At 67.7% G+C, this 19,747-nt stretch carries 18 protein-coding genes; 5 read left to right on the forward strand and 13 right to left on the reverse strand.

Going from position 1 to position 19,747, the window contains the following annotated elements; translation table 11 throughout:
- Positions 1-36: 36 nt before the first annotated feature.
- Positions 37-1,413: an alanine/glycine:cation symporter family protein gene (locus EKG36_RS01985; protein ID WP_126480519.1), complete on the reverse strand. Its 1,377-nt coding sequence runs from the start codon at positions 1,411-1,413 to the stop codon at positions 37-39.
- A 521-nt stretch (positions 1,414-1,934) separates the two neighbouring features.
- On the opposite strand from EKG36_RS01985, the gene gcvH reads away from it, so the two are divergent.
- Together gcvH and gcvP are read left to right on the forward strand one after the other, a co-directional pair.
- Positions 1,935-2,327, forward strand: a complete 393-nt coding sequence (gene gcvH / locus EKG36_RS01990; RefSeq protein WP_126480521.1) for a glycine cleavage system protein GcvH — start codon at positions 1,935-1,937, stop codon at positions 2,325-2,327.
- A gap of 89 nt (positions 2,328-2,416) precedes the next feature.
- Positions 2,417-5,311 carry an aminomethyl-transferring glycine dehydrogenase gene (gene gcvP, locus EKG36_RS01995; RefSeq protein ID WP_126480523.1) on the forward strand — a complete coding sequence of 965 codons (2,895 nt, stop codon included), beginning with the start codon at positions 2,417-2,419 and terminating at the stop codon, positions 5,309-5,311.
- A gap of 85 nt (positions 5,312-5,396) precedes the next feature.
- On the opposite strand, the gene EKG36_RS02000 is transcribed toward gcvP, so the two are convergent.
- The gene (locus EKG36_RS02000; protein ID WP_126480525.1) at positions 5,397-6,329 is read right to left on the reverse strand and encodes a LysR family transcriptional regulator; all 933 of its coding nucleotides are present in this window, start codon (positions 6,327-6,329) and stop codon (positions 5,397-5,399) included.
- A gap of 189 nt (positions 6,330-6,518) precedes the next feature.
- Between EKG36_RS02000 and ppnN the strand changes: the two genes are divergently transcribed.
- The gene (gene ppnN, locus EKG36_RS02005) at positions 6,519-7,880 is read left to right on the forward strand and encodes a nucleotide 5'-monophosphate nucleosidase PpnN (RefSeq protein ID WP_126480527.1); all 1,362 of its coding nucleotides are present in this window, start codon (positions 6,519-6,521) and stop codon (positions 7,878-7,880) included.
- A 114-nt stretch (positions 7,881-7,994) separates the two neighbouring features.
- On the opposite strand, the gene EKG36_RS02010 is transcribed toward ppnN, so the two are convergent.
- Positions 7,995-8,369 (reverse strand): hypothetical protein, encoded by a 375-nt coding sequence (locus EKG36_RS02010; RefSeq protein WP_126480529.1) that lies wholly within the window; start codon positions 8,367-8,369, stop codon positions 7,995-7,997.
- 2 nt (positions 8,370-8,371) lie between these two features.
- Positions 8,372-8,836, reverse strand: coding sequence for a flavodoxin (locus EKG36_RS02015; protein WP_126480531.1), 465 nt, complete (start codon positions 8,834-8,836; stop codon positions 8,372-8,374).
- A 162-nt stretch (positions 8,837-8,998) separates the two neighbouring features.
- Here EKG36_RS02015 and EKG36_RS02020 point away from each other — a divergent pair, with 162 nt between their 5' ends.
- The gene (locus tag EKG36_RS02020) at positions 8,999-9,205 is read left to right on the forward strand and encodes a DUF2788 domain-containing protein (RefSeq protein WP_126480533.1); all 207 of its coding nucleotides are present in this window, start codon (positions 8,999-9,001) and stop codon (positions 9,203-9,205) included.
- Between the two features lie 67 nt (positions 9,206-9,272).
- Here the strand turns inward: EKG36_RS02020 and ihfA are convergent, their stop codons facing one another.
- From ihfA to EKG36_RS02065, 9 genes are all read right to left on the reverse strand, one after another.
- Positions 9,273-9,575, reverse strand: a complete 303-nt coding sequence (gene ihfA, locus EKG36_RS02025) for an integration host factor subunit alpha (protein WP_126480536.1) — start codon at positions 9,573-9,575, stop codon at positions 9,273-9,275.
- 38 nt (positions 9,576-9,613) lie between these two features.
- Positions 9,614-11,995, reverse strand: a complete 2,382-nt coding sequence (gene pheT / locus EKG36_RS02030; protein ID WP_126480538.1) for a phenylalanine--tRNA ligase subunit beta — start codon at positions 11,993-11,995, stop codon at positions 9,614-9,616.
- Between the two features lie 31 nt (positions 11,996-12,026).
- Positions 12,027-13,046: a phenylalanine--tRNA ligase subunit alpha gene (gene pheS / locus EKG36_RS02035; protein WP_126480541.1), complete on the reverse strand. Its 1,020-nt coding sequence runs from the start codon at positions 13,044-13,046 to the stop codon at positions 12,027-12,029.
- A 134-nt stretch (positions 13,047-13,180) separates the two neighbouring features.
- Positions 13,181-13,534: a 50S ribosomal protein L20 gene (gene rplT / locus EKG36_RS02040; protein WP_021817421.1), complete on the reverse strand. Its 354-nt coding sequence runs from the start codon at positions 13,532-13,534 to the stop codon at positions 13,181-13,183.
- 37 nt (positions 13,535-13,571) lie between these two features.
- Positions 13,572-13,766: a 50S ribosomal protein L35 gene (gene rpmI / locus EKG36_RS02045; protein WP_016854829.1), complete on the reverse strand. Its 195-nt coding sequence runs from the start codon at positions 13,764-13,766 to the stop codon at positions 13,572-13,574.
- Positions 13,767-13,851: 85 nt separating this feature from the next.
- Complete coding sequence (gene infC, locus EKG36_RS02050) at positions 13,852-14,421, reverse strand: translation initiation factor IF-3 (RefSeq protein ID WP_126480542.1); 570 nt, start codon at positions 14,419-14,421, stop codon at positions 13,852-13,854.
- Positions 14,422-14,425: 4 nt separating this feature from the next.
- On the reverse strand, positions 14,426-16,324 hold the full coding sequence (gene thrS / locus EKG36_RS02055; RefSeq protein WP_126480544.1) for a threonine--tRNA ligase: 1,899 nt from the start codon (positions 16,322-16,324) through the stop codon (positions 14,426-14,428).
- A gap of 223 nt (positions 16,325-16,547) precedes the next feature.
- Positions 16,548-17,369 (reverse strand): OmpA family protein, encoded by an 822-nt coding sequence (locus EKG36_RS02060; RefSeq protein ID WP_126480546.1) that lies wholly within the window; start codon positions 17,367-17,369, stop codon positions 16,548-16,550.
- Positions 17,370-17,647: 278 nt separating this feature from the next.
- Positions 17,648-18,115: a DUF2489 domain-containing protein gene (locus EKG36_RS02065; RefSeq protein WP_126480548.1), complete on the reverse strand. Its 468-nt coding sequence runs from the start codon at positions 18,113-18,115 to the stop codon at positions 17,648-17,650.
- Between the two features lie 167 nt (positions 18,116-18,282).
- Here EKG36_RS02065 and EKG36_RS02070 point away from each other — a divergent pair, with 167 nt between their 5' ends.
- Positions 18,283-19,731 carry an SLC13 family permease gene (locus EKG36_RS02070; protein ID WP_126480550.1) on the forward strand — a complete coding sequence of 483 codons (1,449 nt, stop codon included), beginning with the start codon at positions 18,283-18,285 and terminating at the stop codon, positions 19,729-19,731.
- Positions 19,732-19,747 lie beyond the last annotated feature (16 nt).

Below are 19,747 nucleotides of genomic sequence, written 5' to 3' on the forward strand. Positions count from 1 at the left end.
CGGGCGTGGCCGGCCGTGGGCCGGCCACGCCGACGCTTACTGGTTGAGGTCCTCACCCGGCAGCACGGGCTTGCCCTCGAAGTAGTCCTTGGTCAGCTTGAACACCACCGGCGACAGCAGCGCCAGGGCGATCAGGTTGGGGATGGCCATCATGGCGTTGAACACGCTGGCCAGCAGCCACACGAAGCCGAGCGGCAGCACGGAGCCGACGAAGATCGCCAGGATGTAGACTACCCGGTAGAACTTGATCGAGCCGACGCCGAACAGGTACTCGAAGCACTTCTCGCCGTAGAAGGCCCAGCCCAGGATGGTGGTGAAGGCGAACACCGCCAGGGCGAAGGACACCACGTACTGGCCGACACCCGGCAGGGCCTCGTTGAAGGACAGGGCAGTGAGCGCCGCACCGGTCTCGCCGGAGGTCCAGGCCGTGGTCAGGATCGCCAGGGCGGTGATGGTGCAGACCACGATGGTGTCGATGAAGGTCCCGAGCATGGCGATCAGGCCCTGGCGCACCGGGTTCTTGGTCTGCGCCGCGGCGTGGGCGATGGGCGCGCTGCCCAGGCCGGCCTCGTTGGAGAACACGCCGCGCGCGACGCCGAACTGGATCGCCTTGGCCACGGCGGCCCCGGCGAAGCCGCCGGCGGCGGAGATCGGCGTGAAGGCGTGGCCGAAGATCATGCCCAGGGCGCTGCCGACGTGGTCGGCATTGATGATCAGCACCAGCACACCACAGACGATGTAGGCGATGGCCATGATCGGCACCAGCTTGCCCGCCACCTTGGCGATCCGCTTGATGCCGCCGAGGATCACCGCACCGGCCAGCACCATGATCACCAGGCCGGTGATCCAGTGCGGCAGGCCGATGGATTCGCCCAGGCCGTCGGCCACGGAGTTGGACTGCACGGTGTTGCCGATGCCGAAGGCCGCCACGGCGCCGAACAGCGCGAAGGCGCCGCCGAGCCAGCCCCACTTCTTGCCCAGGCCGTTGCGGATGTAGTACATCGGGCCGCCGACGTGATCGCCGGCGGCGTCCACCTGACGGTAACGCACCGCCAGCACCGCCTCGGCGAACTTGGTGGCCATGCCCACCAGGGCGGTGATCCACATCCAGAACACCGCGCCGGGCCCGCCCAGGAAGATGGCGGTGGCGACACCGGCGATGTTGCCGGTACCGATGGTCGCCGACAGCGAGGTCATCAGGGCGTTGAAGGGCGAGACCTCACCTTCGCCTTCCTCGCCCTTCGCGGTGGTGCGTCCCTGCCACAGCAGCTTGAAGCCCATGCCCAGCTTGCGGATGGGCAAAAAGCGCAGGCCCGCCTGCAGGTAGAGGCCGACCCCCAGCAGCAGCACCAGCATCAAGGGGCCCCAGACGACCCCCTCGATGGCTGACAGTAGATTGGTAAAGGTTTCCACGTCTCGTCTCCCTATACTGGTTGTTGTTATGCACCAACGTGCATGTGCTCGCGGTCGGGTGAAACCACGCTGATACGAACATGCGTACCATAGCGGATACGCCCGTTGGCGCTCCAGTCTCCTATTGGAAATTTTGGTGATTTCTCGATCCGGCAGGACAAAGTATAGTCCCAGCCGCGTCATGGCCCCCTCATCATGTGATCATCCCGGGGCCTGGCTGCCGTCCCGGCCTCGGACGCGGGCCCTTGAGAAGGCTATCGAGAAACTTGTTTCTTATTGGAAACGGTGCCACTCTAGCCCCGACGCCCCTCGAGGGCAAGGGTCGGCCACGGGCGACGCGGCGTCCACGCTCGACGCGACAGGCCATCACGGAACTGGGCAAGACCCGCGGCGGCCACCTAAGCTGGGGGTGGCCCCTCCCCCGTCACGGGGGATCCCGGCGCACGGGGGGTCGCCAAACGGCCACGAGGGCGTTAGGATGCCCCCGCATCAGAAAACCTTTTTCGTATAGGAAAATCGTTATGAGCTCTATCCCCGCCAACCTGCGCTATGCCGAAAGTCACGAGTGGGTGCTGGACAACGGTGACGGCACCGTGACCATCGGCATTACCGACCATGCCCAGCAGTCGCTGGGCGACGTGGTCTTCGTGGAGCTGCCCGAAGTCGGGGCCACCCTGGCCAAGGGCGACGAGTTCGGGGTCGTCGAGTCGGTCAAGGCCGCCTCCGACCTCTACGCCCCGGTCTCCGGCGAAGTGCTGGCGGTCAACGAGGCCCTCGAGGACGCCCCGGAGTCCATCAACGAGTCGCCCTACGAGGACGCCTGGATCATGAAGGTGCGCGTCGAGGACGCCGCCGCCCTCGACGACCTGATGGACGCCGATGCCTACCAGGCCGTGGCCGACGCCGACGACTGATCCCTCCCCGGGGACCCGGCCAGCGGCCGGGTCCCGGCTTCCCGCTTTCCTGCCCGGACTCGGGTGACGACACGTAAACAGGGTATTCCATGGCTTTCGACAAACGCCGCCTGGCCGACCTGGCCAATCATGATGCTTTCATCCGCCGCCACAACGGCCCGGAGGCTTCCGACGTGGCCACCATGCTGGCGACGCTGGACATGGACAGCATGGCCAGCCTCATCGAGCGCACCGTGCCGGCAGGCATCCGCCTGGGGCGCGAGCTGGATCTGGATCCGCCGCGCAGCGAGGCCGAGGCCCTGGACTATCTCTATCGCCTGGCCCGCCAGAACCGTGTGGCCAAGAGCTACATCGGCCAGGGCTACTATGACACCCACCTGCCGGCGGTCATCCAGCGCAACGTGCTGGAAAACCCGGGCTGGTACACCGCCTACACCCCCTACCAGCCGGAGATCTCCCAGGGCCGCCTGGAAGGCCTGCTGAACTTCCAGCAGATGGTCATGGACCTCACCGGCATGAGCCTGGCCAACGCCTCGCTGCTCGACGAGGCCACCGCCGCCGCCGAGGCCATGGCACTGTGTCGGCGCGCCAACAAGAAGGCCAAGACCGATGCCTTCTTCGTCGCCGACGATGTCTTCCCCCAGACCCTCGACGTGGTGCGCACCCGGGCCCACTACTTCGGCTTCGAGCTGGTCGTCGGCCCGGCCGAGGAGCTCGCCGCCCACGACGTCTTCGGCGCCCTGCTGCAGTATCCCGGCGACGGCGGCCGCGTCCACGACCTGGCCCCGCTGCTCGCCGCGGCCAGGGACCAGGGCATCATGACCTGCGTGGCCGCCGACATCATGTCGCTGGTGCTGCTCAAGGAGCCCGGCGCCCTGGGCGCCGACATGGTGGTCGGCTCCGCCCAGCGCTTCGGCGTGCCCATGGGCTTCGGCGGCCCGCACGCCGCCTTCTTCGCCACCACCGACAAGCTCAAGCGCTCCATCCCCGGCCGCATCATCGGCGTCTCCCAGGACAGCCGCGGCCACACCGCGCTGCGCATGGCCATGCAGACCCGCGAGCAGCACATCCGTCGCGAGAAGGCCACCTCCAACATCTGCACCGCCCAGGCGCTGCTGGCCAACATCGCCGGCTTCTACGCCGTCTATCATGGCGCCGAGGGCCTGCGTACCATCGCCGGGCGCATCCACCGCCTGACCACCATCCTCGCCGAGGGCCTGAAGCGCAGCGGCCTCACCCTGGCCCATGACAGCTGGTTCGACACCCTGCGGCTGACCGGCGCGGACGCCTTCAAGATCCACGGCCGCGCCATGGCCCACGACGTCAACCTGCGCTACTTCGCGGGGGGCGACGTGGGCATCAGCCTCGACGAGACCACCACCGCCCATGACCTCGACCTGCTGTTCGACGTCCTGCTGGGCGAGGAACACGGCCTGTCCGTGGCCGCCCTGGATGCGGAGATCGTCGCCGAGGGGGGGAGCGGGATCCCGGCGGCCAGCCGCCGCGAGTCCGAGTTCCTGACGCACCCGACCTTCCGTCGCTACCACAGCGAGACGGAGATGCTGCGCTACCTCAAGCGCCTGGAGAACAAGGACCTCTCCCTGGCCCACGCCATGATCCCGCTGGGCTCGTGCACCATGAAGCTCAACGCCACCACGGAGATGATCCCCATCACCTGGCCGGAGCTCGCGCGCATCCACCCCTTCGCGCCCAAGGACCAGGTCGCCGGCTACAAGCAGATCATCGACGAGCTGGCCGCCTTCCTGGTGGAGATCACCGGCTACGATCATATCTCCATGCAGCCCAACTCCGGCGCCCAGGGCGAGTACGCGGGCCTGGTGGCGATCCGTCGCTACCAGGCGGCCCAGGGCCAGGGGCACCGCGACGTCTGCCTGATTCCCAGTTCCGCCCACGGCACCAACCCGGCGTCGGCGGCCATGGCCCACATGAAGGTGGTGGTGGTGGAGTGCGATGAGGACGGCAACATCGACCTCGCCGACCTGCGCGCCAAGGCCGAGCAGCACGGCGAGGCCCTCTCGGCGATCATGCTCACCTACCCGTCCACCCACGGGGTGTTCGAGGAAGGCGTGCGCGAGGCCTGCGACATCGTCCATGCCCACGGCGGCCAGGTGTACATCGACGGCGCCAACATGAACGCCCAGGTCGGCCTGGCCCGCCCCGGCGACTTCGGCGGCGACGTCAGCCACCTCAACCTGCACAAGACCTTCTGCATCCCCCACGGCGGCGGCGGCCCGGGCATGGGCCCGATCGGCGTCAAGGCTCACCTGGCGCCCTATGTCTCCAACCACGTGGTGCGCCCGCTGGAAGGAGTCGAGGCGGAGGCCGGCGCGGTCTCGGCGGCGCCCTTCGGCAGCGCCTCGATCCTGCCGATCTCCTGGGCCTACATCAAGATGATGGGCGCGCGCGGCCTGCGCGAGGCCACCGAGCTGGCCATCCTCGGCGCCAACTACATCGCCCACCGCCTGGGCGAGCACTACCCGGTGCTCTACAAGGGCACCAACGGCACCGTGGCCCACGAGTGCATCATCGACATCCGCCCGCTCAAGGCGGCCTCGGGGATCAGCGAGGAGGATATCGCCAAGCGCCTGATGGACTACGGCTTCCATGCGCCGACCATGTCCTTCCCGGTGCCGGGCACGCTGATGATCGAGCCCACCGAATCGGAGTCCCGCTACGAGCTGGACCGCTTCTGCGACGCCATGATCGCCATTCGCGAGGAAGTGGCCCGGGTCGAGGCCGGCGAGTGGCCGGCGGACGACAACCCCCTGGTCCATGCCCCGCACACCATGGCCGACCTCATGAACGCCGCCTGGGAGCGCCCCTACTCCCGCGAGCTCGGCGCCTTCCCCTCGGCATCGGTCAAGGCCGCCAAGTACTGGCCCGCGGTCAACCGGGTCGACAATGTCCTGGGCGACCGCCAGCTGATCTGTTCCTGCCCGAGCATCGACGCCTACCGCGAGTGAGGCCGGCGCCCAGGACGCATGAGCCCCGCCATCGGCGGGGCTTTTTCTTGGCTCATCGCACCTTGCCGGCAGGCCCGGCGCCGGTTCAGCCCAGGCGCTCGCCGGCCTCGGGCACCGGCAGTTCGCCGTGCCCGTAGCGCTCGTGGCGGCGATGCTCCCGGAAGGCCTCGAGCAGCCGGGTATAGCGTCGCGGCATGCGACTGCCGCGCCGGGTGACCAGGTAGAGGGTCTCGTGGACCGGGTGCGGCAGCGACAGCTCCTTGACCTGACGCTGCCAGGGCGAGGTCTCCAGCACCAGCCGCGAAACCACGGTGAAGCCCAGGCCGCGCGCCACGGCGTCCAGCACCATGCTCACCTCGTTGGTAAAGCCCTGGCGCGGGAAGTGGCTCATCGAGCGGAATTCCGCGGGGAAGTTGTGGCGCAGCAGCACCCCGGCATGGTTGACGCCATCGGAGTAGCTGATGAAGCCGATGCCCATCAGGTCGGCCAGGCCGGTGCCGGCGAAGTCCGCCGGCACCACCAGGCACAGCGGCTCCTGGTGCCAGGCCTCGCACTCGATGTCCGGATGGCGCACGGCCTCGGTGACGATGCCCAGGTCGTGGCGTCCCGCCAGCACGTCGGTGACGATCTCGTGATTGAAGGCGAAGCTGTAGCTGACCGTCAGCCCGGTGTGCATCTGCTGCTGGCCGAGGATGAAGGGATACAGCATCAGGCCGACGCTGCCCGGCGAGGCCAGGCGGCACTCGCCGCTGTCGAGGCTCTCGTCGTCGAGGGAGTGGCGAAACTGCTCATGCTCGGCAAACAGCTTCAGGGCATAGTCGTAGGCGCGCCGTCCCGCCTCGGTGAGCACGAAACGGCGTCCCTGGCGGTCCAGCAGCGGCTTGCCCAGGTACAGCTCGAGCTTGCGCACATGCTGGCTGACCCCCGGCTGGGTCATCTCGAGGCGGCGGGCCGTACGCGTGAAGCTGCCGGTCTCGACGAGGGTGATGAAGGTACGGAAATACTGGGCGTTGAACATGGCACGAGCGTCGCTGGCAGGGGACCGGGCGATCCCATTCTACCAGCTCGCCCCCCGTGCCGCAGCGCTACCCAGCACGGGGCGGCGTGGTAGCATGGAGGCATCCACGACCGGCATCGCCGCACGGGCGGCGAGCCGAGCCGCGGGCCCACGCGCCCGCCCCTATCCCCAGTGACACGGACGCCCTGCATGGCCGACACCATCTCCAGTACCATCTCCCCGGAAGGCAGCCTCGAGATCCTCTCCCAGCACGAGGTCAACCGGCTGCACGACACCTCCCGCCGCGGGCTCCACGAGCTGCTGCGCAGCTGCGCCCTGGCCGTGCTCAATTCCGGCAACCCCACCGACGACGGCCTCGCGCTGATGGAGACCTACCCCGATTTCGACATCGAGGTGCTCCAGCAGGACCGCGGGGTGCGCCTCAAGCTGACCAACGCCCCCGCCGAGGCCTTCGTCGACGGCAAGATGATCCGCGGCATCCGCGAGCACCTGTCCTCGGTGCTGCGCGACATCGTCTATGTCTACAACGAGATCCAGACCCACCACCGCTTCGACCTGACCAGCGCCGAGGGCACCACCAACGCGGTCTTCCACATCCTGCGCAAGGCCGGCACCCTGAAGCCGAGCCGCGATCCCAGCCTGGTGGTGTGCTGGGGCGGCCACTCGATCAGCCGCGAGGAATACGACTACACCAAGCACGTCGGCTACCACCTGGGCCTGCGCGAGCTGGACATCTGCACCGGCTGCGGGCCGGGCGCCATGAAGGGACCGATGAAGGGCGCCAATGTGGCCCATGCCAAGCAGCGCCGCAGCGAGGGCCGCTACCTCGGCGTCTCCGAGCCCGGCATCATCGCTGCCGAGGCGCCGAACCCGATCGTCAACGAGCTGGTGGTGATGCCCGATATCGAGAAGCGCCTGGAGGCCTTCGTGCGCCTGGGCCATGGCATCATCGTCTTCCCCGGGGGGGTGGGCACCGCCGAGGAGATCCTCTACCTGCTCGGCATCCTGCTGCACCCGGACAACGCCGACATGGAACTGCCGGTGATCCTGACGGGCCCCGCGGACTCCGCCGACTACTTCAAGCGCATCGACGAGTTCCTGGTCTACACCCTGGGCGAGTCCGTGCGACGCCTCTACCGCATCATCATCGACGACCCCATCGAGGTCGCCCGCACCATGCGCAAGGGCATCGACGACGTCACCGAGTACCGCCGCGCCCGCCAGGACGCCTTCTACTACAACTGGCGGCTCACCGTGGCCCGTGACTTCCAGGAGACCTTCGAGCCCACCCACGAGACCATGGCCGGCCTGGCCCTGCACCGCAACCAGCCGGTGCACGAGCTCGCCGCGAACCTGCGCCGGGCCTTTTCGGGCATCGTCGCCGGCAACGTCAAGGAACGCGGCATCCGCCTGATCGAGGCCCATGGCCCCTTCCGGCTGAGCGCCGAGTCCGAGCTGATGGCCCGGCTGGACGAGCTGCTGGGCTCCTTCGTGGCCCAGGGCCGCATGAAGCTCGCCGGCGAGTACGAGCCCTGCTATACGCTGAGCTGAGCGAGGGTCGAGGGTCGAGGGTCGAGGGTCGAGGGTCGAGGGTCGAGGGCAGGCTCGAGTCGCGAGCCGCAAGGGCAATGAAGTCCTTGCCACTCGTCCCTCGAACCTCGCTCCCTACGTCCTCTCGCCGACCGGCTTCCACCATAGCCCCAGGGCATGCAGCAGCAGCCCCAGGGTGGCACCGTGGGAGGCGAGCAGCGCCCCGCCGCCCCAGCCGGCGGCCAGCCCCTGCCAGGCTCCCATCGCGACGACGCCCGCCACCAGGCAGGCAGCCAGGCGCCGCATCAGGGCGGGCAGCCGGGCGCGGGCCTCGGCGGCCAGCAGGCGCCAGTGAACCACCGCCACCACGGCCACCGCGGCGATGGCGATCAGCAGCAGCGTCAGGCGGGTCTGGTAAGCGCCGCTCAGGTAGCGCGGCACGCTGGCAAGCATCATCACCGCCAGGCCGACCAGCAGGCTCAGGCGTTCCGGCGTCGGCGTGGCCCCCATGTTCAGGCGACCTTGAGCTGCTGGGCCTCGATCCACTGCTCGACCCAGGGCAGGGCCTCGTCGTCGGCCATGAAGGTTTCCATGGCGTCCACCTCGAGGCGCTCGCCCAGGCGCGAGGCGCCCTGGCCCTGGAGCAGCTCGTCGAGGCTGCGACCGGCCCCGCAGTAGGAATCCACGTAGGAGCTGTCGCCGAGGGCGATCAGCCCGTAGCGCAGTGACCCCAGGCCGGGACTCTGGCTTTCCAGCGCGCGCACGAAGGGCACGATGTTGCCGGGGTAGTCGCCGCTGCCGGTGGTCGAGACGCAGAACAGCGCCAGGTCGGTGGGCGACCCGGTCAGGTCATCCAGGGTCGGTTGGTCGTAGATGACAACCTCGTAGCCGGCCTCCTCGAACAGCGGCTTGACCTGCTCGGCCACGTCCAGGGCGCCGCCATACATGGTACCTACGAAGATCTTCAGCATGGGCATGTCGTGGAATTACCTGAGAATTTCACTCGGATACTAACATGAGGCAGCCCCGGCCCGCACCCCGGGGCTGGGACACCATGTCGCGCCCGGCCCCCTGCGAACGCCTGGATGACCGAGTACAATACTCGGACTTATTGTCCCTACCCTCTCCCCGGAGGCAAGATGCAACAGACCTTCGAAGCCTGGATCACGCCGCTGATGATCGGCGGACTGATGCTGTTCATGTGCTTCATCATCTGGGACCTCGCCAAGCAGTCCCGGGCCGGACGCTTCGGCACCGTCATGCTGTTCGTGGTGCTCGGCGCCGGTATGCTCGGCTACGTCTTCAAGGTGGTGATCACCTGGGCGTTGGAGAACGGCGTGATCTAGCGCGTCACGGGATGCGAACACGACGACGCCACCCCGCGGGGTGGCGTCGTGGTTCATGGCGGGGGGCTCAGTGCTCCTCGGGGTGGTAGTCCTCGACCTGGGTCTTGAGCTTCTGCCCGGGACGGAAGGTCACCACGCGCCGGGCCGAGATGGGAATCTCCTCGCCGGTCTTGGGATTGCGCCCGGGGCGCTCACGCTTGTCGCGCAGGTCGAAGTTGCCGAAACCCGACAGCTTGACCTGCTCGTTCTCGCGCAGGCAGCCGCGGATCTCCTCGAAGAAGGCCTCCACCATGGACTTGGCCTCGCGCTTGGACAGGCCGAGTTCGGCGTGCAGGTGTTCGGCCAGTTCGGCCTTGGTCAACGCCCCCATGTCGCTTTCCTCACGCTGATGGCCGAGCCCCCTCGTCGTCATGCGCGAAGCTCGGCACCCAGGTGCAGCCGGGACTCCTCGACGATGGCATCGACCAACTGATTGATTTCATCGTCATTTAGCGTGCGCGAAGGATGCTGCCAGGTCAAGCCCAGGGCCACGCTCTTGCGCCCTTCCGGCACCCCCTTGCCCTGGTAGACGTCGAACAGGTGCGCCTCCACCAGCCACTCGCCTGCCTGGGCACGCAGGGTGTCGAGCAACGACTGCACCGGCAGGTCGACATCGACCAGGAAGGCCAGGTCGCGGCGCACCTCCGGGTAGCGCGACAGCGGCCGGAAGGCCGGCACCTTGCCGTGGGTCAGGGCGTCCAGGCGTACCTCGAAGAGCAGCGCGTCCACCTTCAGGCCCAGCTTGGCGCGCACCGCCGGATGCAGGGTGCCGATCCAGCCGGCCTCCTCGCCGCGGTAGAGGATGCGCGCGCACTGCCCCGGGTGCAGGGCGGCATGCTCGCCGAGCTCGAAGCGCCAGGCCTCGGGCTCGCCGCCCATCGCCAGCAGGCTCTCCAGGTCGCCCTTGAGGTCGAAGAAATCGACCTTGTCCTTGCCGCCGCTCCAGCCTTCGGGCTCGCGGGCGCCGCAGACCAGCGCCCCCAGCATCGGTACCTGGCTCAGCGCCTCCAGCTCGCCGCGGAACACCAGGCCGGTCTCGAACAGGCGCACGCGGCTCTGCTGGCGATTCAGGTTGTACTGCAGGGCCCGCACCAGGCCCGGAAAGAGGCTCGCCCGCATCACCGAGAGGTCGCTGGAAATGGGGTTGGCCAGCGTCGGCGAGACGGCCTCGGGCAGCAGGGCCGCCTGCAGCTCGGGGGCGACGAAGCTGTAGGTCACCGCCTCGAAGTAGCCCCGGGCCACCAGCTGGCGACGCAGCCGCGAAAGCGGCGTACGCGCCTCGTGGTCGGGGCGCAGGCTGAGGCGCGCCTGGGGCCGACGCGCCGGCAGGCGATTGTAGCCGTGGATGCGCGCCACCTCCTCGATGAGGTCCTCCTCGATGGCGACATCGAAACGCCAGCTCGGCACCCGGGCCCGCCAGCCCTCCTCGCAGGCCTCCACCGCCATGCCGAGACGCTCGAGGATCTCGCCGACGTCTTCGGCGGGCAGTGCCTTGTCGAGGGCCTGATCGAGACGCGCCCGGCGCAGCAGCACCTCGCGCTCGCCGGGCAGGTGGTCGGTGTCAACGACCTCGACCAGCGGGCCCGCCTCGCCACCAGTGATCGCCAACAGCAGGGCCGTGGCCCGCTCGGCGGCCTCGCGGGCCAGGGTCGGGTCGACACCGCGCTCGAAGCGATGCGAGGCATCGGTGTGCAGGCCGTAGGCGCGCGCCTGGCCGGCCACGGCCAGCGGCGAGAAGTGCGCCGACTCGAGGAAGATGTCCCGGGTCCCGGCGCTCACGCCGGAATGCTCGCCGCCCATGACGCCGGCGATGGCCAGGGGGCCGCGCTCGTCGGCGATGACCAGGGTGGCGTCGCTCAGGGTGATCTCCTGACCGTCGAGCAGTACCAGCCGCTCGCCTTCCCGCGCCTGGCGGACCACCACGGCGCCCTGCAGGTTGGCCCGGTCGAAGGCGTGCAGCGGCTGGCCGAGCTCGAGCATCACGTAGTTGGTGACATCGACCACCGGGTCGATGGCGCGGATGCCGCCGCGGCGCAGCCGCTCGACCATCCACAGCGGCGTCTCGGCGGTCACGTCGACGCCCTTGATCAGCCGCCCCAGGTAGCGCGGACAGCCCTCGGGGTCCTCGACGCGCACCGGGAAGGTCTCGTCGTGGGCCGGGGCTACCGGCGAGATGGCCGGCGGCGTCACTGCCAGGCGGTTGAGCACGCCGACCTCACGGGCCATGCCCTTCACGCTCAGGCAGTCGCCACGGTTGGGCGTGAGGTCGACCTCGATGGTGTGGTCGTCCAGGCTCAGGAAGTCCCGGAAGTCCTCGCCCACCGGCGCCTCGCCCGGCAGCACCAGGATGCCCTCGGAGGCCTCCTCGGCCAGGCCCAGCTCCGAGGCGGAGCAGATCATGCCGCGAGACTCGACCCCGCGCAGCTTGGCCTTCTTGATCTTGAAGTCACCGGGCAGCACCGCGCCGACCCGGGCGAAGGGCACCTTCTGGCCCTCGGCCACGTTGGGCGCGCCGCAGACCACCTGCACCGGCTCGGCGCTGCCGTCGTCGACCTGGCAGACGTTGAGCTTGTCGGCGCCGGGGTGCGGCGCCTTGGCGACGACTTCGGCCACCACCACGCCGTCAAAGGCGGACGCCACCGCCTCGATGGCATCGACCTCCAGGCCGGCCATGGTGATCTGGTCGGCCAGGGCCTGGGTCGCCAGCGCCGGGGAGACCCATTCACGCAGCCACTGTTCGGAAAATTTCATGACTAATCCTATCGCTGTGTTCGTGGGTCGTTCAGGCAAACTGCTTGAGAAAGCGCAGGTCGTTGTCGAAGAACAGCCGCAGGTCGTTGACCCCGTAGCGCAGCATGGCCAGCCGCTCGGCCCCCATGCCGAAGGCGAAGCCCTTGTAGCGCTCGGTATCGATGCCGGAGTGGCGGAATACCTCGGGATGCACCATGCCACAGCCCATGACCTCCAGCCAGCCGCTGTGCGAACAGACCCGGCAGCCGTCGCCGTTGCACATCACGCACTGGATATCCACCTCCGCCGAGGGCTCGGTGAAGGGGAAGTATGACGGGCGGAAACGCACCGAGAGGTCATCGCGCTCGAAGAAGGCGTGCAGGAAGTCCTCGATGGTGCCCTTGAGGTCGGCGAAGCTGACGTCCTCGTCCACCAGCAGTCCCTCGACCTGGTGGAACATCGGGGTATGCGTCAGGTCCGAGTCGCTGCGATAGACCCGCCCCGGGCAGACGATGCGGATCGGCGGCTCGGCCTCCTTCATGGTGCGCACCTGGACCGGCGAGGTGTGGGTGCGCAGCAGCCGGCTGGCATCGAAGTAGAAGGTATCGGCCATGCCCCGCGCCGGGTGGTGGGCGGGAATGTTGAGCGCCTCGAAGTTGTGGTAGTCGTCCTCGATCTCCGGGCCCACCGCCACGTCGTAGCCGATGCGGGTGAACAGCCCCTCGATGCGCTCCAGGGTCCGGGTCACCGGGTGCAGGCCGCCGCTCGGCTGGCCGCGACCGGGCAGGGTCACATCGATGCGCTCGGCGGCCAGGCGGGCTTCCAGGGCGGCCTTCTCCAGGGTCTGACGGCGCTCGTCGAGCTCCTCGGCCAGGGCCTGCTTGGCCTGGTTGATGCGCTCGCCGGCGGCGGGACGCTCTTCCGCCGGCAGCTTGCCGAGGCCCTTGAGCAGCGCGGTGATCTCGCCCTTCTTGCCGAGATAGCGCACGCGCAGCTCGTCCAGCGCGGCCATGTCGTCGGCGGCGTGGATGGCGTCGCGGGCCTCGGCGACCAGAGTGGGAAGGTGGTCCATCCGTTGATGCTCCGAAGTATTGATCTTGCTTTGTCGCATGCGAAAAAAACAGGGGAAGAGCGGCTGCTCTTCCCCTGCGACGATCATCGGGACGGCACGCACCATGGTCCGCACCCTCCCGGAATCGAGATCACTTACTGGGCAGCCTTGGCCTTCTCGACGATGGCAGCGAAGGCGGCCTTCTCGTGAACGGCCAGGTCGGCCAGCACCTTGCGGTCGATCTCGATGCCGGCCTTCTTAAGGCCGCCGACGAAGCGGCTGTAGGACAGACCGTGCTGACGGGCACCGGCGTTGATGCGCTGGATCCACAGGGCGCGGAACTGGCGCTTGCGCTGGCGACGGTCACGGTAGGCATACTGACCGGCCTTGATGACGGCCTGCTTGGCCACGCGGAAGACGCGTGAACGGGCACCGTAGTAGCCCTTGGCCTGCTTGAGAATCTTCTTGTGACGGCGACGTGCAACGACGCCACGCTTGACGCGAGTCATGGCTTACTCCTGACGGTAGAGGGTTGCGACCAAGGGGTTACAGGTTCGGCAGCATGCGCTGCACGAGCTGCTTGTCGGCGTCGTGGATCTGCTTCATACCGCGCAGCTGACGCTTCCGCTTGGTGGATTTCTTGGTCAGGATGTGACTGCGAAACGACTGCTTGTGCTTGAAGCCGTTGGCCGTCTTCTTGAAGCGCTTGGCAGCGCCACTGTTGCTCTTGATTTTCGGCATGAGATGAACTCCGCTCGAGATTTTTTAGAAAATCCGGGGCCGATGGCCGGCGCCTCGCCGGCCACCCGTTGACCGGGCCGTCGGATCACTTCTTCTTGGGGGCAATGATCATGATCATCTGGCGCCCTTCCATCTTGGGGAAGGACTCCACGGTGCCGATCTCCTCGAGATCGGCGGCGATCCGCTCCATCAGCTTGCGACCGAGGTCCTGATGGGCCATCTCGCGACCGCGGAAGCGCAGCGTGACCTTGCCCTTGTCGCCACCTTCGAGGAACCGCACCAGGTTCTTCATCTTCACCTGGTAGTCGCCCTCGTCGGTGCCAGGCCGGAACTTGACTTCCTTGACCTGGATCTGCTTCTGCTTCTTCTTCTGAGCCGCCTTCTGCTTCTTCTGCTCGAAGACGAACTTGCCGTAATCCATGATCTTGCAGACGATCGGATCGGCATTGGAAATCTGGACGAGGTCCATACCGGCCGCTTCGGCGCGCTCCAGCGCTTCGCTGGTGGGCACGATGCCCAGCTGCTCGCCGTCGTTGTCGATCAGGCGAACCTGATCCTCGGTAATGCGCTCGTTCATCGGGGGGCGCTTTTCCTGCGGGCGCCCTCTAGGGTTGCTTCGCTTGATGGTTCCGTCTCCACTTTCGCCTAGGAAGATGTCGCTATTGCCGCTCGGCCCGTACCAGGTCGATGAAGGCGTCCACCGTCATGGTACCGAGATCCTCTCCGGTGCGGGTTCGCACGGCCACCGAGTCGGCCTCGACTTCCTTATCTCCCACCACCAGGAGATAGGGGACCTTCTGCAACGTATGCTCGCGGATTTTAAAGCCGATCTTCTCGTTCCTCAAGTCCGCCTTGACGCGCAGGCCGATTTTTTGCAGACGCTGCTCGAGGTCGAGGGCATGATCCCGCTGGGCATCGGTGATGGTCAACACCGCCGCCTGCTGCGGGGCCAGCCACAGCGGCATGGCGCCGGCATAGTGCTCGATGAGGATGCCCAGGAAGCGTTCGAAGGAGCCGAGGATGGCGCGGTGCAGCATCACCGGGGTCTTGCGCGCCCCGTCCTCGTCGACGAACTGGGCGCCCAGGCGTCCCGGCAGATTGAAGTCCAGCTGCAGGGTGCCGCACTGCCAGACGCGGTTGAGGCAGTCACGCAACGAGAACTCGATCTTGGGCCCGTAGAAGGCGCCCTCCCCCGGCTGCAGCTCCCAGTCCAGGCCGGTGGCATCCAGGGCGGCCTCGAGGCCCGCCTCGGCCCGGTCCCAGAGCTCCGGCTCGCCCATGAAGCCCTCGGGGCGGGTCGACAGCTTGAGCTCGACGTCCTCGAAGCCCAGCTCCCGATAGACCTTGAGGGTCAGGGCGATGAAGGCCTCGGCTTCGGACTGGATCTGGCCCTCGGTACAGAAGATATGGGCATCGTCCTGGGTGAAGCCCCGCACGCGCATCAGGCCGTGCAGCGAGCCGGAGGGCTCGTTGCGGTGGCAGCTGCCGAACTCGGCCAGGCGCAGCGGCAGGTCCCGGTAGCTCTTCAGGCCCTGGTTGAACACCTGCACGTGGCACGGGCAGTTCATCGGCTTGACCGCGTACTCGCGCTTCTCCGACTCGGTGGTGAACATCAGGTCGCTGTAGTGCCCCCAGTGGCCGGAGGCCTTCCACAGCGAGAGGTCGACCACCTGGGGGGTCTTGATCTCCTGGTAGCCGTTCTCGAGCTGTACCCGGCGCATGTACTGCTCGAGGGCCTGGTAGATGGTCCAGCCGTTGGGGTGCCAGAACACCATCCCCGGGGCCTCTTCCTGCAGGTGAAAGAGGTCCATCTTCTTGGCCAGTTTGCGGTGATCGCGCTTCTCGGCTTCCTCGAGGCGCTTGAGGTAGGCCTTGAGCTGCTTCTTGTCGCCCCAGGCGGTGCCGTAGATGCGGGTCAGCATGGGACGCTCGGCGTCGCCTCGCCAGTAGGCGCCGGCCAGCTTGGTCAGCTTGAAGGCCTTGAGGTGCCGGGTATTGGGCACATGGGGGCCCCGGCACATGTCGGTGTATTCCTGGTGGTGGTAGAGGCGGATGGTCTCGCCCTCGGGGATCTCGCGAACGATCTCCTGCTTGTACGGCTCGTCGCGATGCAGGAAGGTCAGCATCGCCTTGTCGCGGTCGACGTACTCGCGCACCACGTCATAGCCCGTGTCGATCAGCGCCTTCATGCGCTCTTCGATGGCCTCGAGGTCCTCGGGGGTCACCGAGCGGCCGAAGTCGATATCGTAGTAGAAGCCGTCATCGATCACCGGGCCGATGGCCATCTTGGCCTCGGGGTAGAGCTGCTTGACGGCGTGGCCGATGAGGTGGGCACAGGAGTGGCGAATGATCTCCAGCCCTTCCGGGTCACGGGCGGTGATGATGGCCACCTCGGCATCATGGTCGATGATGTCCGCGGCATCCACCGGCACGCCATCGATGCGCCCGGCCACGCAGGCCTTGGCCAGGCCGGTGCCGATGCTCTCGGCCAGCTGCATCACGGTGAGCGGTTCGTCGAAGGATCTCTGGCTGCCGTCCGGCAGGGTCACGATGGGCATGATGAAGAGGTTCCTTGTGCGCAGTGGTGATCCATACCAGGGATCACGTGTCGCCAGAAAGAATGGTCGTCGGGACGCTCGAAAAAGCGCCGCCTAGCCTAGCAGACGCCCCCCCGCGATGCCATGGCCGGCGGCAGAGGCGACACGAAAAGAGGCGCCCGAAGGCGCCTCCCAGGGACTCGCCATGCCCCGACTGGGCGGGGCATGCAGGGTCAGCGTGGGATCACTCCCATTCGCCCAGTTCCACGCGACGGTTCTCGGCACGGCCGGCATCGGTGTCGTTGGTCGCGACCGGCTGCGATTCACCATAGCCGATGGTGCGCATGCGGTTGCGATCGACGCCCTGGGTCGCCAGGTAGTCGGCCACGGAGTCGGCACGACGCTGGGACAGGTCCTCGTTGTAGGCCTCGCTACCCACGGAGTCGGTGTGACCCTCGATGCGCACGCGAACGTTGTCGTTGGCACGCAGCTTCTCGGCGACATCGGCCAGGATCTGCTCGGCCCCCATGGTCAGCTTGGCGGAGTCGAACTCGAAGTTGACGTCACGCAGCACCAGGTCTTCCTCGCAGCCCAGGGCGTTGACCTCGGCACCGGCCGGGGTACCCGGGCACTGGTCCTGGAAGTCCGGCACGCCGTCGCCGTCGGAATCCAGCGGGCAGCCAACGGCATCCACGGCCACACCGGCCGGGGTGCCCGGGCACTGGTCGTTGGCATCGATGACACCGTCACCGTCGGTATCGCGGGCCTCCCGCTCGGGGGCCGGGGTGCGGTTGGGCTCGGCACACAGCAGCGCGCCGAGGGTGGCACCGGCGGTGGTGCCGATGGCCGCGCCCTGGTCCTCGTCGGAATCGCTGCTGGTGGCATAGCCGATGCCGCCACCGACCAGGCCGCCGGCCAGGCCGCAGACGAAGGGACTCTGGTACCAGGCGCGATCAGAGGAGGCGGTATCCCCCATGCCGGATGATTGAGAGGCCGAGCTGGCGCAGCCGGAAAGGCCGACAACCAGCGCGGAACCGAGCAGCAAGCCAGTCGTTGATTTCTTCATGTAAGACTCCTTCTTGACACAAAATCTGGCATGGGCAACAGCAGCGAAGCCATCCAGGGGCAGTGGGTCCGATCTGCGATTGGGGCAAGGCGAGCAAACCCCGCCCTCTCCGACCAAGAAAGCACGGATATGCCTTTTCGGCCAGTCAACACCGCAAGATGGCTGCGGACTCCTTCCACATATCAGCCATCTACGGTCAGGGGGCAAGCTTGCCGAACTCCGCCGGATGATGCAATCAAAAGGCTGTCAAGCGCCGGCAACGACAGCCTTGACCTGGATCAATGCAGCGACCCCGGCCAGCCGCGTCGAAAGCTGACCACGGCACCGGCGGCCGCGAGGACGGCGTCGCGCAGCTCGTCCTCGACGGCCAGCCGTTCGCGGTCCTCCTGGAACCGCGCCTTGGGACTCAGGGCCTGGCGAGCGGAGTGGGTATGCAGGTGGCGGGTCCGGCTATGCACCTCGCCGAAGGCACGGAACTCGGGGCGCTCGATCAGGCTCGGGTCGAGGATCTCGAGCAGGGTCTTGCAGCGCCAGGCACCCTCGGTGATGTCCACCTGTTGCTGCATCAGGGCCGACGCGACCAGCTCGAGGTTCTCGAGGCAATTCTCGTGGGCGCGGCGCTGCTCCTCCTCGCGAAAGTCCCGGCGACGTTTCACTTCCCGCCACAGGGTAAAGGCATAGGCCCCGAGGCCGGCCACGACGGCCAGGGCAAGACCAAGCAGGATCAGCGCGGTGGTGGTGGTCATGGGTAGCTTCCCGACGAGCGATGAGTGGACACGGCATTCTATACTGCCCCAGGGACGCGCCCCAAACCCTCGATAGCCATGCGCTTGCCGACCAGTCGGCGCACTGGCGCCGGCGAGTGCCGCACGGCGACGTTCTCGATCGGCGGCCGCGAGACAAGGAGAGCCTCATGTCGACAGACAGCCCGACCGCCCACAAACCCACGCGCGCCGCGCAGATCGGCCTCTGGCTGGGCCCTCTCTGGCTGGCGCTCTGCCTGCTGACTCCCGCCCCGGCCGGCATGCCGGATTCGGCCTGGGCATGCGTCGGCCTGGCCCTGCTGATGGCCACCTGGTGGTCCACGGAAGCCATCCCCATCCCCGCCACCTCGCTGCTGCCCCTGGTGCTGGTCCCCGCCCTGGGCATCGGCGAGATGCGCGAGACGGCCGCCAGCTACGCCAACCCCATCATCTACCTCTTCCTCGGCGGCTTCCTGCTGGGCATCGCCATGCAGCGCTGGAACCTGCACCGGCGGATCGCCCTGCACGTGCTGCGGGTCGTGGGGCACCATCCCCGACGGCAGATCGGCGGCTTCATGCTGGCGACCGGCTTTCTCAGCATGTGGGTCTCGAACACCGCCACTACCATCATGATGCTGCCGATCGGCATGTCGGTGATCAGCCTGCTCGACGACAGCAATCCCGAGGAACTGGGACGCTATGCCACCGCCCTGCTGTTGGCCATCGCCTACTCGGCGAGCATCGGCGGCGTGGCCACCCTGATCGGCACGCCCCCCAATGCCCTGCTCGCCGGCTACCTCGCCGACAGCCGCGGTATCGATCTGGGCTTCGCCCAGTGGATGCTGGTGGGCCTGCCGATCAGCCTGGCGATGATGGCCTGCGCCTGGTGGTGGCTGACCCGCCGCAGCTTCTCCCTGGCGGCCGGCGAGGACAGCGCCGCCATGATCGCGGACGAACTCGACCGACTGGGGCGCACCTCGTCCGCGGAGCGCCGGGTGGCAACGATCTTCCTGCTGGCCGCCGCGGCCTGGGTCGGCCGCCCGCTGCTCAACGACGTCGGCCTGGCCTGGCTGACCGATACCGGCATCGCCATTGCCGCCGGCCTGCTGCTCTTCCTGACCCCGGCCGCCCGCGCCCCCGGCGAACGCCTGATGACCTGGGAGGCTGCCCGCGAGCTGCCCTGGGGGATTCTGCTGCTGTTCGGCGGCGGCCTGGCCCTGGCGGGCACCATCAGCCGCTCGGGGCTGGCGGAGTGGATCGCCGAACAGCTCGGCGTGTTCGGGGTCTTCCCGCTGCTGGCCCTGATCGGCGTCGTGGTGCTGGTGATCGTCTTCCTGACCGAGATCACCTCCAATACCGCGACCGCCGCGGCCTTCCTGCCCCTGCTGGGCGCATTGGCCCTGTCACTGGATATCTCGCCGCTGCTGATCACCGTCCCCGCGGCAATCGCCGCCAGCTGCGCCTTCATGATGCCGGTGGCAACCCCGCCCAACGCCATCGTCTTCGCCACCGGGCACCTGCGCATCCAGTCGATGATCCGGGCCGGGTTCGCGCTCAACCTGATCGGCACCCTGCTGGTGACACTGATGGCCTACGCCCTGCTGCGACTGCTCTGGTAGAGCGACACGACGTCGC

The organism is Halomonas nitroreducens, assembly GCF_003966155.1.
Taxonomy (GTDB): Bacteria; Pseudomonadota; Gammaproteobacteria; order Pseudomonadales; family Halomonadaceae; genus Halomonas; species Halomonas nitroreducens.

Bases quoted from the DNA above. Each gene is read 5' to 3' on its own strand.
- pheS (WP_126480541.1), bottom strand. From the start codon at position 13,046: ATGGACCACCTTCCCACTCTGGTCGCCGAGGCCCGCGACGCCATCCAC.
- EKG36_RS02015 (WP_126480531.1), bottom strand. From the start codon at position 8,836: ATGCCCATGCTGAAGATCTTCGTAGGTACCATGTATGGCGGCGCCCTG.
- EKG36_RS02070 (WP_126480550.1), top strand. From the start codon at position 18,283: ATGTCGACAGACAGCCCGACCGCCCACAAACCCACGCGCGCCGCGCAG.
- EKG36_RS02060 (WP_126480546.1), bottom strand. From the start codon at position 17,369: ATGAAGAAATCAACGACTGGCTTGCTGCTCGGTTCCGCGCTGGTTGTC.
- EKG36_RS02010 (WP_126480529.1), bottom strand. From the start codon at position 8,369: ATGGGGGCCACGCCGACGCCGGAACGCCTGAGCCTGCTGGTCGGCCTG.
- pheT (WP_126480538.1), bottom strand. From the start codon at position 11,995: ATGAAATTTTCCGAACAGTGGCTGCGTGAATGGGTCTCCCCGGCGCTG.
- rpmI (WP_016854829.1), bottom strand. From the start codon at position 13,766: ATGCCGAAAATCAAGAGCAACAGTGGCGCTGCCAAGCGCTTCAAGAAG.
- ppnN (WP_126480527.1), top strand. From the start codon at position 6,519: ATGGCCGACACCATCTCCAGTACCATCTCCCCGGAAGGCAGCCTCGAG.
- gcvP (WP_126480523.1), top strand. From the start codon at position 2,417: ATGGCTTTCGACAAACGCCGCCTGGCCGACCTGGCCAATCATGATGCT.
- gcvH (WP_126480521.1), top strand. From the start codon at position 1,935: ATGAGCTCTATCCCCGCCAACCTGCGCTATGCCGAAAGTCACGAGTGG.
- ihfA (WP_126480536.1), bottom strand. From the start codon at position 9,575: ATGGGGGCGTTGACCAAGGCCGAACTGGCCGAACACCTGCACGCCGAA.
- EKG36_RS02020 (WP_126480533.1), top strand. From the start codon at position 8,999: ATGCAACAGACCTTCGAAGCCTGGATCACGCCGCTGATGATCGGCGGA.
- EKG36_RS02065 (WP_126480548.1), bottom strand. From the start codon at position 18,115: ATGACCACCACCACCGCGCTGATCCTGCTTGGTCTTGCCCTGGCCGTC.
- EKG36_RS02000 (WP_126480525.1), bottom strand. From the start codon at position 6,329: ATGTTCAACGCCCAGTATTTCCGTACCTTCATCACCCTCGTCGAGACC.
- thrS (WP_126480544.1), bottom strand. From the start codon at position 16,324: ATGCCCATCGTGACCCTGCCGGACGGCAGCCAGAGATCCTTCGACGAA.
- rplT (WP_021817421.1), bottom strand. From the start codon at position 13,534: ATGACTCGCGTCAAGCGTGGCGTCGTTGCACGTCGCCGTCACAAGAAG.